This is a genomic window from Delftia sp. PE138 (assembly GCF_018320755.1).
GTDB lineage: Bacteria > Pseudomonadota > Gammaproteobacteria > Burkholderiales > Burkholderiaceae_C > Comamonas > Comamonas tsuruhatensis.
In genome coordinates, this window is sequence record NZ_JABEPN010000007.1 from 155,021 (window position 1) to 172,093 (window position 17,073).

General features: G+C 67.2%; 14 protein-coding genes. 8 read left to right on the forward strand and 6 right to left on the reverse strand.

What is annotated here, in order from left to right:
• Positions 1-159 precede the first annotated feature (159 nt).
• The 3 genes from HFGMBDPB_RS22275 to HFGMBDPB_RS22285 all read right to left on the reverse strand — a co-directional run bounded on the left by HFGMBDPB_RS22275 (position 160) and on the right by HFGMBDPB_RS22285 (position 5,547).
• The gene (locus tag HFGMBDPB_RS22275) at positions 160-1,797 is read right to left on the reverse strand and encodes a 3-(methylthio)propionyl-CoA ligase (protein WP_016446749.1); all 1,638 of its coding nucleotides are present in this window, start codon (positions 1,795-1,797) and stop codon (positions 160-162) included.
• 111 nt (positions 1,798-1,908) lie between these two features.
• Entirely contained in the window at positions 1,909-3,744 is a 1,836-nt protein-coding gene (locus HFGMBDPB_RS22280) for a CocE/NonD family hydrolase (RefSeq protein WP_212646279.1), read from the reverse strand.
• Between the two features lie 90 nt (positions 3,745-3,834).
• Entirely contained in the window at positions 3,835-5,547 is a 1,713-nt protein-coding gene (locus HFGMBDPB_RS22285) for a carboxylesterase/lipase family protein (protein WP_212646280.1), read from the reverse strand.
• A 187-nt stretch (positions 5,548-5,734) separates the two neighbouring features.
• Between HFGMBDPB_RS22285 and HFGMBDPB_RS22290 the strand changes: the two genes are divergently transcribed.
• From HFGMBDPB_RS22290 to HFGMBDPB_RS22315, 6 genes are all read left to right on the forward strand, one after another.
• A complete protein-coding gene (locus HFGMBDPB_RS22290; protein ID WP_016446746.1) occupies positions 5,735-6,751 on the forward strand; it encodes an AraC family transcriptional regulator in 1,017 nt (338 codons plus the stop codon).
• Positions 6,752-6,820: 69 nt separating this feature from the next.
• A complete protein-coding gene (locus tag HFGMBDPB_RS22295) occupies positions 6,821-8,353 on the forward strand; it encodes a protein adenylyltransferase SelO (protein ID WP_017406453.1) in 1,533 nt (510 codons plus the stop codon).
• Positions 8,350-8,763 (forward strand): peptide-methionine (R)-S-oxide reductase MsrB, encoded by a 414-nt coding sequence (gene msrB, locus HFGMBDPB_RS22300; protein ID WP_016446744.1) that lies wholly within the window; start codon positions 8,350-8,352, stop codon positions 8,761-8,763. Before HFGMBDPB_RS22295 ends, msrB begins: the two co-directional genes overlap by 4 nt.
• A gap of 128 nt (positions 8,764-8,891) precedes the next feature.
• Positions 8,892-9,491 (forward strand): septation protein A, encoded by a 600-nt coding sequence (locus HFGMBDPB_RS22305; protein ID WP_017406454.1) that lies wholly within the window; start codon positions 8,892-8,894, stop codon positions 9,489-9,491.
• Positions 9,488-9,766 carry a BolA family protein gene (locus tag HFGMBDPB_RS22310; RefSeq protein ID WP_212646281.1) on the forward strand — a complete coding sequence of 93 codons (279 nt, stop codon included), beginning with the start codon at positions 9,488-9,490 and terminating at the stop codon, positions 9,764-9,766. Before HFGMBDPB_RS22305 ends, HFGMBDPB_RS22310 begins: the two co-directional genes overlap by 4 nt.
• A gap of 81 nt (positions 9,767-9,847) precedes the next feature.
• Positions 9,848-10,633, forward strand: a complete 786-nt coding sequence (locus HFGMBDPB_RS22315) for a foldase protein PrsA (RefSeq protein WP_016446742.1) — start codon at positions 9,848-9,850, stop codon at positions 10,631-10,633.
• A 184-nt stretch (positions 10,634-10,817) separates the two neighbouring features.
• Here HFGMBDPB_RS22315 and HFGMBDPB_RS22320 read toward each other — a convergent pair whose 3' ends face one another.
• Together HFGMBDPB_RS22320 and HFGMBDPB_RS22325 are read right to left on the reverse strand one after the other, a co-directional pair.
• Complete coding sequence (locus tag HFGMBDPB_RS22320) at positions 10,818-13,019, reverse strand: TonB-dependent receptor (RefSeq protein WP_212646282.1); 2,202 nt, start codon at positions 13,017-13,019, stop codon at positions 10,818-10,820.
• A gap of 115 nt (positions 13,020-13,134) precedes the next feature.
• Positions 13,135-13,914, reverse strand: a complete 780-nt coding sequence (locus tag HFGMBDPB_RS22325; RefSeq protein ID WP_017406456.1) for an ankyrin repeat domain-containing protein — start codon at positions 13,912-13,914, stop codon at positions 13,135-13,137.
• Between the two features lie 196 nt (positions 13,915-14,110).
• On the opposite strand from HFGMBDPB_RS22325, the gene HFGMBDPB_RS22330 reads away from it, so the two are divergent.
• On the forward strand, positions 14,111-14,587 hold the full coding sequence (locus HFGMBDPB_RS22330) for an SH3 domain-containing protein (protein WP_026062660.1): 477 nt from the start codon (positions 14,111-14,113) through the stop codon (positions 14,585-14,587).
• A 21-nt stretch (positions 14,588-14,608) separates the two neighbouring features.
• Here HFGMBDPB_RS22330 and thiD read toward each other — a convergent pair whose 3' ends face one another.
• Positions 14,609-15,490 (reverse strand): bifunctional hydroxymethylpyrimidine kinase/phosphomethylpyrimidine kinase, encoded by an 882-nt coding sequence (gene thiD, locus HFGMBDPB_RS22335; RefSeq protein WP_126312205.1) that lies wholly within the window; start codon positions 15,488-15,490, stop codon positions 14,609-14,611.
• Between the two features lie 354 nt (positions 15,491-15,844).
• On the opposite strand from thiD, the gene HFGMBDPB_RS22340 reads away from it, so the two are divergent.
• Positions 15,845-16,963, forward strand: coding sequence for an FAD-dependent oxidoreductase (locus HFGMBDPB_RS22340; protein WP_074922885.1), 1,119 nt, complete (start codon positions 15,845-15,847; stop codon positions 16,961-16,963).
• Positions 16,964-17,073: the final 110 nt, after the last annotated feature.

Below are 17,073 nucleotides of genomic sequence, written 5' to 3' on the forward strand. Positions count from 1 at the left end.
TCTTGTGGTGGTTTCTGGGCGAGGCTCAGGGTAATGGTCCCCTTGCCCCGCACCGATCGGTGATTGCCCCTAGCGGCTATCGCCGACGAGACTCGGACCGGCCGCCCCTATCAGCACATGCCCCCGCATGCCCTGGCACGGCGGCTGGCCCGCAGCGGCTCACAGCCCCGGCAGCCGATAGCCGGCCAGTTGCTCGCGCAACCGGGTCTTGAGCATTTTTCCGGTGGCGCCCAGCGGAATGGCATCGACGAAGACCACGTCGTCGGGGATCTGCCACTTGGCGGTCTTGCCCTCGTAGAACTTGAGCAGTTCCTCGCGCGTGACCTCGGCACCGGGCCTCTTCGCCACGGCGACGATGGGGCGCTCGTCCCACTTGGGATGCGGCATGCCGATGCAGGCGGCCATGGCCACGGCCGGATGGGCCATGGCGATGTTCTCGATGTCGATGGAACTGATCCATTCGCCGCCGGACTTGATCACGTCCTTGCTGCGGTCGGTGATCTGCATGAAGCCGTCCGGGTCGATGGTGGCCACGTCACCCGTGGGGAACCAGCCGCGGCCCTGCGCGTCCTTGATGAGCGGGCTTTCGCCCTTGAAGTAGCTGTCCACGATCCAGGGGCCGCGCACCAGCAGGTCGCCGTAGCTCTTGCCGTCCCAGGGCTGGTCCGTTCCATCGCTGCCCACGATGCGCATGTCCACGCCGTAGATGGCGCGGCCCTGCTTTTGCAGGATCTTCATCTGCTCGTCCTTGGGCAGCTGCAGCTGCTTGTTCTTGAGCGTGCACAGCGTGCCCAGCGGGCTCATCTCGGTCATGCCCCAGGCATGCAGCACCTCCACGCCGAACTCGTCCTGGAAGGCCGTGATCATGGCCGGCGGGCAGGCGGAGCCGCCGATGACCGTGCGCTTGAGCGTGGAAAACCGCAGGCCGCCCGGCCTGATGTGGCCCAGCAGCATCTGCCAGACCGTGGGCACGCCGGCCGCGTAGGTGACGCCCTCGGCCTCGATCAGCTCGTACAGCGACTTGCCGTCCAGCGCCGGGCCGGGGAACACCAGCTTGCAGCCCGTGAGCGCGGCCGAGTAGGGAATGCCCCAGGCGTTGACATGGAACATGGGCACGACGGGCAGCACCGAGTCGCGCGCCGATATGCACATCACATCGGGCAGCGCGGCCGCGTAGGCGTGCAGCGTGGTGGAGCGGTGGCTGTACAGCACCGCCTTCGGGTTGCCCGTGGTGCCGCTGGTGTAGCACATGCTGGAGGCCGTGTTCTCGTCGAATTCGGGCCACTGGTACTGGTCGGACTGGCCGGCAATCCAGGCCTCGTAGCTGACCAGGCCCGGAACGCCGCTGTCGGCAGGCAGGCGGTCCGCATCGCACAGCGCCACCCACTGGCGCACCGTGGGGCACTTGGCATGCACGGCCTGGATGATGGGCAGGAAGGTCAGGTCAAAGCACATGACGCGGTCTTCCGCGTGGTTGATGATCCACGCCACCTGGTCGGGGTGCAGGCGAGGATTGACCGTGTGCAGCACGCGGCCCGAGCCGCTGACGCCGAAGTACATCTCCATGTGGCGGTAGCCGTTCCAGGCCAGCGACGCCACGCGGTCGCCAGGCTGCAGGCCCAGGCCGTCCAGCGTGTTCGCCAGCTGGCGCGAGCGCCGTGCCAGGTCGCGGTACGTATAGCGATGGATATCGCCCTCCACCCTGCGCGAGACGATCTGCGCATCGCCATGGTGGCGGTCGGCGAAATCGATCAGCGACGAGATCAACAGTGGTTGGCTTTGCATCAGACCCAGCATCTATAGGCTCCTAAGGTGATTGAACTTCGTGAACGTCGTGAACTGCGGACCGCGGATTCGCGCAAGGCCAAGGCCCTGGTGCGCGATGCCGCTGCCCGCATGGAGGGTGGCTCAGGCCGGCGCCCTGGGTCCGATCCCCGCAGGGACAGGCGCATCGTTTTTCCGGCATGGTTGACGCATTGTCTTGTCGCAACTCGGCAGCGTCTTCGCATGCTCGTATGGGATATACCCTAGGACGATGCTGGAGGCATGCGCCGCGTCATGCCACAGCGTGTTCGTGGACGGCGTCTTGTCGTTGCCGAAGATCCAGTATCCGGTCTGCGATGGCGAATCCACTGTCACGCGAATGCTTGAACCGGCGCGGAACACATGCGCGAATTTCTGGATCTCTACGCGCAGCAGTTCGGGCTTGCCCGACACCATGGGCACGTCCTTGTCCCGCGTGAACGCGCCCCACGGCCTCAGCGTCGTGGAGCGCGCCGTGTCCAGGGCACGCTTGGACGCACGCAGCCAGCCACGCTGCACGAACATCTCCTGCCCGTCCGGCCGCACCTCGGACACGGTGACCTGGATGTCGGTGTTGGCTGCCGTGGCGCTGAGCCACAGGTCGGCCGAGCCTTCGCCATAAAAACTCAGGTCCTGCGGCAGGGCCGCCGTGGTGAAGACCAGCTGGCCATCCTTTTCCGACGCGGGCACGGCGGGCCAGCCTTCGGCCGCCGGGTTGTTCACCTGCGGACTCAGGGCCGGATAGCGGTAGCTGGACGAAGCCGTGCCGGAGGCAGGCAGGCTGTCGCCCAGCGCCTGGCCCGGCTGCATCCACAGGCGCAAGGGCTTGACCTGGACAGGCAGCCGGTCAAACCGTGCCTCGCCCGTGGGCATGAGCTTGGCGCCGCCATTGGGGGCCTTGGCGTCCGTGGTCTGCATCTCCTGCAGCAGGCGCACGCGCGGCTCCTTGTCGAAACCGTTGTCCTCGCCCTTGACGAAGCGCGCCAGGAAGCGCTTCAGCGTCTGGTCGATATGGTCCGAGGTGATGTTCGTGTGGTGGTCGCCGTTGGAGCTGACCAGCCACATCCTGTCGGGCGCAATGGTGTCCTCGTAGTAGCCCGAGCGCGGGCCGATCTGCTCGTCCTGCCAGGACTGCGTGCCCAGCGTGGGGATATTGATCTTGCCGCTTTGCAGCATGGCGCTGCGCTCCAGGTACAGGCCATCGGCATAGGGGTTGTCCAGCCACTTGATCAGATCCAGCTCGGGCCGCTTGATCTTCTCGATGTTGTCGGCCACGGTCTTGGCGCATTCCGTGTCGCCGCCGTTCTTCACCGCCAGGTCGGCGGCCGTGCGCCAGATGCGCGGGAAGCCGTTCCACCACTGCGCCGGAAAACCGATGTTGGCAATGCCGCCCGGATAGCCCACGTCGCGGTAGGGATCGCCCACATTCTTGCTGGGCGTGATCGCCAGCAGCCCCTTGGGCCGGTGCGCCGCCACCCACAGCTGGTTGTAGCCCGAGTACGAGTAGCCGATCATGCCGATGCGGCCGTTGGACCAGGCCTGCCGCCCGGCCCACTCGATGGCGAAGGCCCCGGCCGCACCTACGCTGGCGTCAAACACCCGGTCTTCCCCCGTGGAGCAGCCCGTGCCCGGCACGTTCAGCCCCATGACCGCATAGCCTTCCTTGGTCCAGGGACTGCTGATGTTGGGGTACGAGCCCGAGATATAGCCGTCGTACTCGACCAGCAGCGGGAACGGACCCTGTCCCTCGGGCAGCAGCAGCGAGTAGCGCATCCTGCTGCCGTCCGGCAGGGTGATGTAGCCCGATTGCTGGCCCGGCCCCATGGGCGCGGGCATGCCGGACGATCCCCCTCCGCAGGCGGCCAGGCCCACGGCGGCGGCGGCAATGGCCCCCGCCAGCGGCCAGCGCCAGGCCTGTGTGAAAACGGTCTTGGCTGTCATGGGTACCTGTCTCCTTCGTTGTTGTTGGCTATCTCTCGGGGCTTGCCGCGGCAAGCCCCTGCTCGCTCATCTACTCGCTCATCTGCTCGCTCACTGCAGCCGGATGCTGGTCGCGCCCAGCTCGGCGTCGAAGACCAGGCTGGACGGCCAGGGCTTCCATGTCTGGCCCAGGGCCGCGTTCTGCGGGTCGCCCGTCTGCATGAAGGCCTTGAGGCTGGCCATCATGGCGTTCGACAGCGCCAGCCGCCCCGGTGCATTGGCCGTGCTGTTGGTCACGCGGGAGAACACGGATGGCCCGAAGTTGCCGAAGAGAAAAGGCAGATCGAACGCATGGGCCGCACCGTAGACCGTGTTCCAGGGTGCGGGCTGGCGCGCCCAGTCGAAGCGGTAGCTCCAGACCTCGGCCTGCCGGGTGCGCAGCGTATTGAGCAACTGGTCGCGGCTGGGATCGGCGAACAGATGGGTCAGCTGCGCCATGCGGGCGTTGTAGCCGGTGACCGGCGTATCGACGGGCAGGTAGGCGGCATCGATGATGTCGGCCAGGCCCGGCGCGTTGGGCGACTGCGCGTCGAAGGACTGCATCATGCGAAAGCGCGCCGCATCATCGATCCTGAAGCCCGGCTTGCCGCCCAGCGCAGCCAGCAGGGGCGCGAACAGCTTGCCCTCCTCGGCCGTGTAGCCGGCCATCACGGGCATGCGGTTGTATCGGCCCGCAGCCAGCGCGGCCATGGGATCGGTGGGCAGCAGCAGGCCGTCGGGAATCGGCCCCGCGCCCGTCAGGCCCTTGGCCACCAGGGTCTGCAGCAGCACGCGCGCATCCTTGCCGCGCAGGTAGGCCGCAATCTGCGCCGGTGTCCAGCCGGCAGCCACCGTGGCCGCAGCCGCCACATCGGCAGCCAGCCCATCGGCCACCATCAGATGGGCCAGCAGCAGCGCGGACTGGGTGGCGTAGGCCGAAGCCGGCTTGAGCGTGGCCAGCACGCCGGCCGGCAGGTTGGACGGCAGCGACAGCCCGCCGCTGATGGGCACCAGCCTGTGGAACAGGCCGCGCGCCGACTCGGCCGCCAGCAGCGCCAGCACATTGGTGGCCCCCGCCGACTGGCCCATGAGCGTGACATTGCCCGGATCGCCGCCAAAGCCCGCGATATTGCGCTGCACAAAACGCAACGCCTGCATGTTGTCCAGCAGCGCGAAGTTGCCCGTGGCCGGCGCGCCGGCCTGCATCTGCGGCATGTGCATGTAGCCCAGGATGTCCAGCCGGTAGTTGGCCGTCACCACCACGGCATTGGCAGCGCGTGCCAGGGCCGCGCCGTCATACAGCGGATCGGCCGTATAGCCCGAGATGGCGCTGCCGCCATGGATGAACACCAGCACCGGCAGCTTCTCGGCGCCGCTGGCCGGGCGCCAGATGTTGAGCGTCAGGCAGTCCTCGCTGCCCACGGGCTGGCCCAGGGTGGAGGCAATGGTGTCGTCGAAGCGGTTGTTGGCGCCCGGGCCGTACATGCGCCCGATCTGCAGGCAGGCATTGCCGAACTGGCGCGCCTCGCGCACGCCCTCCCAGGCCTTGGGCTCGGCCGGCGGCTGCCAGCGCAGCGCGCCCACGGGCGCCTGGGCAAAGGGCACGCCCTTCCAGTAATAGGTGCCCGTGGCGGCGCCGTCGTCCACGCCGCGCAAGGGGCCGTAGGCCGTCTCGCGCAGCTCGGGGCCGCCGCCGCCCGAGCCGCCGCAGGCCGCGAGCCACAAAGCCATTGAAGCCACGGCCAGGCGTATGCCGCCAGCCATCCACCGCTGTCCTGTGCGCATGCTTGTCTCCTATGATTTTGGGGTTTCCCGTATGGGCCGTGCCCGGCCCTTGGGCCACACTGCGCAGTCGTTCGCCGCGCTGCAAAAATTCTAGGAACAGCGCGCCCGCACGCCGCTATCGCAACCAAGCCAAAAAAGTGACTTCAGAACGCAAAAGGCGCCCCGGACGGCCCAGGAAAACCCGGCCATGACAACGCAGCGCAGCAGCTCCGCCGCATGGGTGCGGGGCATCCTGGACATGATGGCCGCCGAGGGGCTGGCCGTGGAAAGGCTGAGTGAGGAGGCCAACATCGACCTTGCCGCACTGCAGCATTCGCAGACCCGCATCGATGTGGACCGCGTGAGTCGGCTGTGGGAGCTGGCCGTGGCGCAGTCGGCCAATCCCACGCTGGGCCTGGACCGGCAGCTGGCCGCGCGCCACGGCAACATCGACCTGGTGGGCTACTCGCTGGCTTCGAGCCCGCACCTGCTGGCGGGCTTTCGTGACCTGGAGCGCCACATGGCCGTGATCTCGGACGCCACCGCCTTCACGCTGGAGCGCGATGCGCGCGGCCACTGGCTGTCCATACACCACATCGGCGCCACGCGCGCCGTGCCACGCCAGCGCGTGGAGTTCGCCGTGCTCACGCTGCTGGTGCTGTGCAGCTGGCTGACGCGGCGCGATGTCCAGCCGCTGGCCGTGGAATTCATGGCCCAGGCGCCCTTGCCCCTGCACGAGGCCCGCTACCGACAGGCCTTCGGCCTGCTGCCGCGCTTTGGCGAGCGCGCCAACCGCTTCCTGCTGTCGCAAGACGACCTGCTCGCGCCCATCCCGACGCACAACCCCGAACTGCTGGCCCTGCACGAAAAACTGGTCGAGTCCGAGCTGGACCAGCTGGGCCAGGCCGGCGTGGGCGCCCGCGTGCGCCATGAGATTGCGCGCCTGCTGCCCCAGGGCGAGCCGCGCCGCGAGGAAGTGGCCGCAGTGCTGGGCCTGACCGACCGTACCTTGCAGCGCCGCCTGCAGGCCGAGAGCACCAGCTACCAGCAATTGCTGGATGACACCCGCCGCGAGCTGGCCCGGCAGTACCTGGGCGAGCCGCGCCACAGCCTGGCCGAGGTGGCCGACCTGCTGGGCTTCGTGGACCAGAGCAACCTCTTTCGCGCCTGCCGCCGATGGTTCGGCATGCCGCCGGGCCAGTACCGGCAGCAACTGCGTGCGTGAATGCATGCGGTGAATGCGCGCATGAACCTTGCGTCCCACGGGGCATAGGCGCTGGGGGACAATTCCCGCATGAACCTGCACGCTGCCGCCGAAGGCCGGGCTCCGGCGACCTCCCCGCGCCTTCCCATCTCCTGGCAGGATGGCTTTGCCGCCCTGGGCCCCGACTTCTTCACCCATCTGCGCCCCACGCCGCTGCCCGAGCCGCACTGGATCGCCACCAGCACCGGCACCGCCGAGCTGCTGGGCCTGGACCCGCAATGGCTGGCCTGCGATGAGGCCCTGCAGGCGCTCACCGGCAATACCGTGCTGCCCGGCAGCCATCCGCTGGCCAGCGTCTACAGCGGCCACCAGTTCGGTGTCTGGGCCGGCCAGCTCGGCGACGGCCGTGCCATCTTGCTGGGCGAGACCGCCTCGGGCCAGGAAATCCAGCTCAAGGGCGCAGGCCGCACGCCCTACTCGCGCATGGGCGACGGACGCGCCGTGCTGCGTTCGTCCATCCGTGAATTCCTGTGCAGCGAAGCCATGCACGCCCTGGGCATTCCCACCACGCGCGCGCTGAGCGTGACCGGATCGCCCGCCCCCATTCGCCGCGAAGAGATCGAGACCGCCGCCGTGGTGGCGCGCGTGGCGCCCAGCTTCATACGCTTTGGCCACTTCGAGCACTTTGCGGCGCGCGACCAGATGGCGCCGCTGCGCCAGCTGGCCGACTACGTGATCGACCGCTACTACCCCGAATGCCGCACGGCCGAGGCACTGGCCGGCAACGCCTACGCCAACTTCCTGCAGGCCGTGAGCGAGCGCACGGCGCGGCTGCTGGCGCACTGGCAGGCGGTGGGCTTTTGCCATGGCGTGATGAACACGGACAACATGAGCATCCTGGGCCTGACCATCGACTACGGTCCCTTCCAGTTCCTCGACGCCTTCGACCCCGGCCATATCTGCAACCACAGCGACACCCAGGGCCGCTACGCCTTCAACCGCCAGCCCCAGGTCGCGTACTGGAACCTGTACTGCCTGGGCCAGGCCCTGCTGCCGCTGATCGGCGAAGAGGAGCTGACCATTGCGGCGCTGGAGTCGTACAAGCAGGTGTTTCCGCAGGCCTATGGCTCTCTCATGCTGCGCAAGCTGGGCCTGCCCGAAGATGCTCCCGGCACGCCGCCTGCCGAGGCGCGCTTTGCCGCCCTGGTGAACCCGCTGCTGCAGCTCATGGCCGACAACGCCGTGGACTACACCATCTTCTTCAGCCGCCTGACCGATGCCGTGGCCACTGCCGGCGGCACCGAGCCCGACCTGGAGCCCGTGCGCGACCTGGTGCTGGACCGGCCCGCCTTCGACGCCTGGGCGGCAGGCTACGTACGGCAGCTTGCGACCGTGGATGGCACGGCAGCGGCCGCGCTGATGCAAGAATCGAATCCGCGCTTCGTGCTGCGCAACCACCTGGGAGAAATCACCATCCGCGCAGCCAAGGCGGGCGACTTCACCGCGGTGCGCCAGCTGCTGGCCGTGCTGCAGACCCCGTTCGCACCCCACGCCGAGCATGCCGAATGGGCAGGCTTCCCGCCCGACTGGGCTTCCTCCATCGAGATCAGCTGTTCATCATGAGCTTTCCCATCCACAAGACCGAGCAGGAATGGCAGGCCGAGCTGCAGGCCAAGGGCGCCGAGCCCGCCGCCTTCCAGGTGACGCGCCACGCGGCCACCGAGCGCCCCTTCACAGGCCGCTATGAGCAGTTCTGGGCCGATGGCAGCTACCACTGCATCTGCTGCGGCGCCAAGCTGTTCGACTCCGATACCAAGTTCGACGCCGGCTGTGGCTGGCCCAGCTTCGACCGCGCCATCCCAGGCGCCATCACCGAAATCGTGGACCGCAGCCATGGCATGGTGCGCACCGAGACTGTCTGCAGCCAGTGCGGCGCCCACCTCGGCCATGTGTTCCCCGATGGTCCCTCCGACACAGGGCTGCGCTACTGCATGAATTCCGCGTCGCTGGAATTCGAGCCGCCCAAGGCCTAGGCCCCAGGCCCGCAAAAACCCCAGCCGGCGCGGCCCTGCACCGATGCCGGGCCGCGCCGGCTGCGCCACAATGCGCCTGCCAAGCGCTCAGGCACCATGCCTGACTCCAAGCCCATCGAAATCTTCCAATGAAGTTACTGATCGACTTTTTCCCCATCATCCTGTTCTTCGTCGCCTTCAAGGTCTGGGGCATCTACACGGCCACGGCCGTGGCCATCGTCGCCACCATCGCGCAGATCGCCTACCTGCGCGTGCGCCATGGCAAGGTCGAGCCCATGCAATGGGTCAGCCTGGGCGTGATCGTGCTGTTCGGCGGCGCCACCTTGCTCGCCCACAACGACACCTTCATCAAGTGGAAGCCCACGGTGCTGTACTGGCTCATGGGCGGCGCCCTGGTGATTGGCCAGCTGGTATTTCGCAAGAACCTGCTGCGCTCCGTCATGGGCGCGCAACTGCAACTGCCGGACAACGCCTGGCGCACCATGAACTGGAGCTGGGCAGCCTTCTTCGCGGTGATGGGCGCGCTCAACCTGGTCATCGCCTACCGCTTCGACACCGACACCTGGGTCAACTTCAAGCTGTTCGGCGGCATGGGGCTGATGCTGGTCTTCGTGATCGGACAGGCCATCTACATGAGCCGCTTCATGCAGGAAGACAAGGGCGAGGCAGCCGCCGCCACGCCCGACGCCCTGCCCCCGTCCGGCGTGCAACAGGACAAGCAGCCATGAGCGCACCCGCCCATCCACTGCCCATCACCGAAGCCATGCAGGCCGTGCTGCGCGAGCGCCTCGCCCCCGATCACCTGGAAGTGATCGACGAAAGCCACCAGCACGCCGGCCATGTGGGAGCCAACGGCACCGGCTTCGGCACGCATTTCCGCGTGCGCATTGCGTCACCTTTGTTTCAAGGCAAGCCGCGCGTGGCACGCCACCGCCTTGTGTATGATGCGCTGCAAGAATTCATTGACCAGGGCGCTCACGCCATCGCCATCGAGGTTCTTTGAACTTTTACAGGCTCCGAAGATTCGGAGCCTGTTGCGTATCCACGCTATAGAATCAATTTTTCCTTCATCTCTGGAATTCGCATGAAAAAACAGCTTCTGACCAGCCTGGTGACTGCCGCCGTGCTGAGCACCGCAGCCCTGTCCGCCTCGGCCCAGAACATCGCCGTCGTCAACGGCAAGGCTGTGCCCAAGGCACGCGCCGAAGTGCTCAAGCAGCAGATCGAGCAAAGCGGCCGCCCCGTCACGCCCGAGATGGAAGGGCAGATCAAGGAAGAAGTCATCGCCCGCGAGATCTTCATGCAGGAAGCCAACAAGCGCGGCCTGGCCAACAGCGAAGCCTACAAGCAGCAGATGGAACTGGCCCGCCAGACCATCCTGATCCGCTCGCTGTTCGAAGACTTCCAGAAGAAGAACCCCGTGACCGACGCCGAAGCCAAGGCCGAGTACGACAAGGCCGTCGCTGCCAACAGCGGCAAGGAATACAAGGCCAGCCACATCCTGGTCGAGTCGGAAGACCGCGCCAAGGCCATCATTGCCGAGATCAAGGCCGGCAAGAAGTTCGAAGACATCGCCAAGAAGGAGTCCAAGGACCCCGGATCCGGCGCCCGTGGCGGTGACCTCGACTGGGCCAACCCCGGCAACTACGTGCCCGAGTTCTCCGAAGCCCTGATCAAGCTCGAAAAGGGCGGCATGACCCAGGAGCCGGTCAAGAGCCAGTTCGGCTACCACATCATCCGCCAGGACGACGTGCGCCAGGCAGAACTGCCCAAGTTCGAGGAAGTCAAGCCCCAGATCGTGCAGCAGCTGCAACAGCAAAAGCTGGCGCAATTCCAGGAATCGCTGCGCGAAAAGGCCAAGATCCAGTAAGATGCTTGCGTGTCGGCGGTTTTTGCCGTCGGCCTGACCATCACCAGCCCGCCTTGTGCGGGCTTTTTTTTTGCCCCCAGGCAAGGTGGCCGCCAAAGAAAAAAGCTGCCCCTGGGGGCAGCCTGATTCATCCTGTCCCGGCGTCCCGGCGCCCACGGCACCGGAGACCAGGCCATCGTGCTTCTCAGAACTGGTAGAGCGCGGTCAATCTGACCGTGCGACCCTCTCCGTACTCCACGGCCGAGGAACGCGACTGCTCGCCCAGGCGCTGGCGCACGCCGGCCACATAGGCCTTGTTGCCGATGTTGTCGAGATTGAGCCGGAGCTTCCATTGGCGGTTGAGTTCATAGCCGACCATGGCGCTGTGCACCCAGTAAGCGGACAGCTTGCCGTCGCCGGCCGAGGTGACATTGCGCGTGCCGACGAAGCGCGCGCCATAGCCCACCGTCCAGCCCTGCGGCAACGCATAGGTGGTCCACAGGTTCAGCGAATGGCGCGGCGTATTGCCCAGCGCCTGGCCCACACGCGCAGGCTCGTTCAATGACTTGAGGGTCTTGCTGGCCATGAAGGTGTAGTTGGCGAAGAGGTCCCATTGCGGAGTCACCTTGCCTGCGGCACCGAGCTCCAGCCCGCGCACGCGCTGCTCACCGGCCAGCAGATAGCTGCCATCGGCCATCTGCTCTCGGGCATTGGTCTTGTCCACCTGGAACAGCGCGGCTGTCAGCGCCAGCTGGCGGTCCCGCACATCCCACTTGGTTCCCAGCTCCAGGCTGGTGTTCTTCTCGGGCGCCAGCGAGGCCGTGGCCGCATCCAGGCCGGAACCATTGGAGACCAGGAATTCCGCGGAGGGGTTGAAGGCCGTGCCATAGGCTAGGTAGATGCGGCCGTTGTCGGCGGGCTTGAAGCTCAGGGCCGTGCGGCCGCTGAGCCGGCCGTCGGAACTGTCCACCGAGGTGCGCACGCCAGCGGCCGTTGTGGCGTTGGAGCGCCCGTCGATCCAGTCATAGCGCAGGCCCAGGTTCAGATCCCAGCGCGGACCCAGCGCAATGGAGTCGGTGGCATACAGCGCGCGGGTGTCCAGGCGGGTTTCGTTCCTTCCGCTGTTTTGCAGATCCGTGGTGCCCGTCCAGTATCCGGGCGGACGGGCCAGCGGATAGCCGCCGGCCGGGAACTGCCGGTTGATGTTGTAGGAAGAGGTGGTGCGGTCATAGGTCTCGCGTGCGATCTCGAAGCCCGTGACCAGCGTATGCCCCAGCACGCCTGTGTCGAAGCGCTGGGTCAGGTTGGTCTGGTTGATCCACAAGGTGGTGGCCGCATCGCGGCCATAGGCCTGGGGCCCTGCGGGCCGGTAGTAGCCAGGCTGCATGCCCCGGAGATCGACATGCGAGGCAGAGATCACGGTATCGCGGCTCAGCCGCGAGTAGCGCGAGAGGTTCTGCAGCTTGGCGCCCGAGGCGAAGTCATGCTCGATCTTCGCGGTCAGGGCATCCTGGCCGATCTTTTCCCGATCAAGGTTGCGCCAGCCGAAATAGGCATTGCGCGAGACGCCATCGAGCATCTTGCCGCGAAAGGCCGGCACGCCATAGTCGGGAAGATTGTCATCGTTCTGGTGGAAGAAGCTGAGAGTCACGCGCGTGGGCGAATTCAATCCCAGAGCCAGCGAGGGCGCCACACCCCAGCGCCGCTTGAAGATGGTGTCGCGCCCCGCCACGTCGCTGTCATGGCCCATGAGGTTCAGGCGCATGGCAGCCTTGCCGCCAGCCAGCACCCTGTTGGTGTCGAGCGTGAGGCGCCGGTAGCTGGCCGTGCCCAGGCCAGCGTCGGCCTCGGTGAAGTCATGGGCCTTGGGCTGCTTGCTGATCATGTTGATGCTGCCGCCCGAGGTGCCCGCGCCGCCGAAGACCGAGTTGGGTCCCTTGATGACCTCGACGGATTGCGTGTTGAAGAGATCGCTTCGGCTCTTCTGCCCGCTGTCGCGCAGCCCGTCGATCTGCAGGTTGGCGTTGGCGCTGAAGCCGCGGATGTTGATGCTGTCGCCCGAGCCTGCACCGCCCTCGCCCGCATTGAAGGTGATGCCGGATACATTGGACAGCGCCTGCTGCAGGCTCAGGGCGTTTTGCTCCTGCAGCACCTGCCCGGGCACCACGGTGATGGTCTGCGGCACATCCAGCAGCGGCTTGGCGTATTTGGCCGATTCGGATGCCTCGGTGCGCGAGCCGGTGGAACGCTGCCCGGAGACGGTCAAGGGCGCCAACTGCACCTGACGCTCATCGGCAGTGGCGTCCTGCGCATAAGCGGGCGTGACCAGCGCCGCAGCGAACACCGAAAAAAGGCACGACTGGGGGCCGGAGACGAAGGGTCGAGATAGCAAATGTGCTGTGCGCATGGCAAAGATCCACGTTGAAAATGGGAATCATTTGCAACGCAGCCTTTCCAAAGCAATCAGACCCGTCTGAATCTGGCGCATCACCCCTGGTTTCAGGCGTTTTCACTTGCGCCGATCAGCGCGCTCCAGCCTCCTGCAGCAGGCGCTCCACCTCATGCTGGCTGCGCTGTCTGGCGTGGACGACGGCGGTCACGCCATCCTTGTCGGGCAGATTGAGATCGGCCCTGGCCGCGATCAGCTGGCGGACGATGTCCTGGTAGCGCGGGCCTCCGTCGCCCAGCAAAACGGCTTCGAGCAGGCAGGTCCAGCCCAGCCGGTTCACATGGTCGGCCCGTACACCTGCGGCCAGCAGGGCCTGCACGGTATCGACGTGGCCGCGCTCGCAGGCCGGGATCAGCGCCGTGCCGCCGTAGCGGTTGGTGCTTTGCAGATCGGCGCCGTACGACAGCGTCATGCGCAGTATCTCCAGGCGGCCCAGGGCACCGGCCAGCAGATAGGCACTGTCCTGCAGGTCATTCTTGAGATTGGGGTTGGCCCCATGGACCAGCAGCGAGCGCGCGACCTCGACATGGTTGCCGCGCACGGCCAGCAGCAGCGGCGTATTGCCCTGCCGGTCACGCACATCGACAGGTGCGCCGCGCTTGAGCCAGTCGCGTACCTGCAGCGCCTCGCCGGCCTGGGCGGCCGCCAGCAGCGCGGGGCCGAATTCCGGGCGATTCACCGCACCCTCCTGCGCCCTGGCCGCATCGCGGCCCTCGGCGGCTGTGGCCACAGCCTGCGCCTCCTGCGCCTGCGTCTCTTGTCCCTGCGCATCCGCCAGTCCCGCGGCAAGACAGGCCGTCAGGATTGCAGCGTGCCGGACATGGGCGCCGGATCGGGAAACAGCATGGTGCATACAAGCCCTCCTGGAAAACACGGTTGTGCGGCAAGCGTAAGGCAAGCTTGCCCGGTTGCGCATGAAGCCGGGGCGTCGCACGTCAGTTTCATTCAGGAACTATAGCTACATCGCCTGATCCCACGCGCTTTCCCCGGGCTTGCGCCGGAAAGTCTTCGCGCGCCAGCCTTTCTCAAACGAAAGGAGACCTGTTCCCGTGTCTTGCAACAAAAGCCGTGCCGCCCGCTGGATGGCCGCAGCCGCCACCGCCCTCGCCGTCCTCACCACCACCCTGGCCCCGGCCGCCGCCCATGCGCGCGAGTTCGTCAGCGTCAAGGGCGCCAGCGTCAATGTGCGGCAGCAGCCCACCACGCGCTCGGCCACGCTGTGGGAACTGGGCAAGGGCTATCCGCTGCAGGTGGTGCAGCGCAAGGGCCAGTGGCTGCGCGTCAGGGACAACGAGAGCACGCTGGGCTGGGTGCATGCGCCGCTGACCGGCAAGACCCCGCACATGGTGGTGACCGGGCGCACCGCCAATCTGCGCGCAGGCCCGGGCCAGAAACACCGCGTGGTGGGCAAGCTGGCTGAGCTGGAGGTGGTGCGCACGCTCAAGAAGCAGGGCTCCTGGGCCCATGTCCAGCGCGACAACGGCCAAAAGGGCTGGGTGGCGCGCAGCCTGACCTGGGGCTGGTGAACCAGGCGCTGCGTCGAACGTTCAGCCGTTGACCACGACCTGCGCGCGCGGCGCATAGCCGTGGTTCAGCGGACCGTGGCCGGCGCCCGTGAACACATCGGCACCGGCCGCAATCGCGCCCAGGATGTACTCGCGCGCCTGGGCCACGGCCGTCTCCAGCGGCAGGCCCAGCGCCAGGTGCGAGGCAATCGCCGAAGACAGCGTGCAGCCCGTGCCGTGTCCGTTGTGCGTGGCAATGCGCTGCGACTGCAGGCGCAGCCGCTGGCCGTTGCCATGGCCCAGCAGGTCCACCACCAGATCGCCCGACAAGTGCCCGCCCTTGAGCAATGCGGCCGGCGCGCCCAGCGCCAGCAGTTCCTGCACGGCGCCGTCCAGTGCGTCTATGCCGTCAATGGAGTGGCCCAGCAGCAGCGCTGCCTCGTCCAGATTGGGCGTGACCACGGTGGCCAGGGGGAACAGTTCGCGCACCAGCACGGAGGCGGTTTCCGGGGCAATCAGCCGGTCGCCGCTGGTGGCCACCATCACGGGGTCGAGCACCACGTTGCGCAGCTGGTGGCGGCGGATGGCATCGGCCACCACCTGCACCACCTCGGGCGTGGCCAGCATGCCGATCTTGACGGCGTCGGCGCCGATGTCCTCGACCACGGCATCGATCTGGCCGCGCAGTATGTCCACGGGAATGCCGTGGATGCCGCTGACGCCCAGCGTGTTCTGCACGGTGATGGCCGTGATGGCCGTCATGCCGTAGCAGCCCAGGGCGCTGCAGGTCTTGAGGTCGGCCTGTATGCCGGCGCCGCCGCCGCTGTCGGAGCCCGCGATGATGAGCACGCGTGCATAGCGCTTGCGCGCGGCGGGAGCCGGTTCGGGGGATGCGGCGGTCGAAGGGGAGTGGTCGGCAGTCATGGGCGAAAATTATCACCCATGCGCATGGTCAATACCGGCAGCTGCGGGATGTGCTGTAATGCCTGCTGACGGACGAAACAGGGGTGTCCCGTCGGTGAAACAGGGCCTGGCCCGCCTCGCCGATGCGTGACTGAGAAACACCCTGGGGCCCCGGGGCGACCAGCCCCCTGCCGCACAAGCCTGCACCACAGGCACCTTGCCGCGCAGCGCCCCTGCACCCGATCCAGGTCATGCTGGCGTGGGGAGTTTCAATCAATCGGGGTGGTACGCCGCGTTTTGTCCAGCACATGCCCTGTGCGCGGACAGCCGGCCGGCAGTCCCACGGGCATGGGCGCACTTGACCACCAGATGCACATGTCCGTTCTACAAGCTTCTTCCCGCATCGCCATTCTGGGCGGCGGCCTCATGGGCCGGCTGCTGGCATTGGCGCTGGCCCGTCGCGGCCACGGCATTGCCGTATACGACGCCCACGGCCCCGAAGGCGATGGCGCAGCGGCCCGCGTGGCCGCCGCCATGCTCGCGCCCCTGGCCGAATCGGCCATCACCGAGCCCGGCGTGGTGCGCATGGGCCAGCACGGCCTGACGCGCTGGCCCGAACTGCTGGCCCAGCTCGATGCGCCCGTGTTCTTCCAGCAAAACGGCACCCTTATCCTCTGGCACCGCCAGGACGCGGGCGATGCCCAGCGCTTTTTCGGCCTGCTGGAGAAAAACCGCCGCATCAACCCCAGCCTTCCCGCGCTGCAGCCGCTGGCCGACCAGGCCCTGCACGACTGCGAGCCCGCGCTTGAGCGGCGCTTCGCCCAGGCCATGTACCTGCAGGGCGAAGGCCAGCTGGACAACCGCCAGCTGCTGGCCGCGCTCCACGCCACGCTGACCCGCCTGGGCGTGGAGCAGCACTGGAACCAGCCGCGCGAGCTGGCCGACTTCCGTCCCGGCACGCCGGGCCAGCCCGACTGGGTGCTGGACTGCCGGGGCCTGGGCGCACGCGGCCAGTGGCCTGCGCTGCGCGGCGTGCGCGGCGAGGTGGTTCGCATCCATGCGCCCGAGGTCACGCTGCAGCGGCCCACGCGCCTGATCCATCCGCGCTACCCGATCTACATTGCGCCCAAGGAGGACCACCTCTTCGTCATCGGCGCCACCGAGATCGAGTCCGACGACATGTCGCCGGCCAGCGTGCGCTCCACGCTGGAGCTGCTGAGTGCCGCCTACACCGTGCATCCGGGTTTTGCCGAGGGCCGCATCGTCGAGATCGCCACCCAGTGCCGCCCCACCCTGCCCGACAATCTGCCGGCCGTGCGCTGGAGCGCGCCGCGCGTGATGGAGGTCAACGGCCTGTACCGCCATGGCTTCATGATCGCGCCGGCCATGCTGGACGTGGTGCTGGAGCTGCTCGACAGCGGTGATTCCGAACTGGCCCGCCGCTTCGATGTCGCCGTCGAGCATGCGCCATCGCAGCACAAGGCAGCCGCCTGAACGGCACGCACGGCACTTTCACGCACAACAGACCGGACATGCACGCAGGGTCGCCAGGCCCGGCCCTGCCTAAGATCGAACAAGCCCCCGTACCCGCCTTTCGTTTCCCC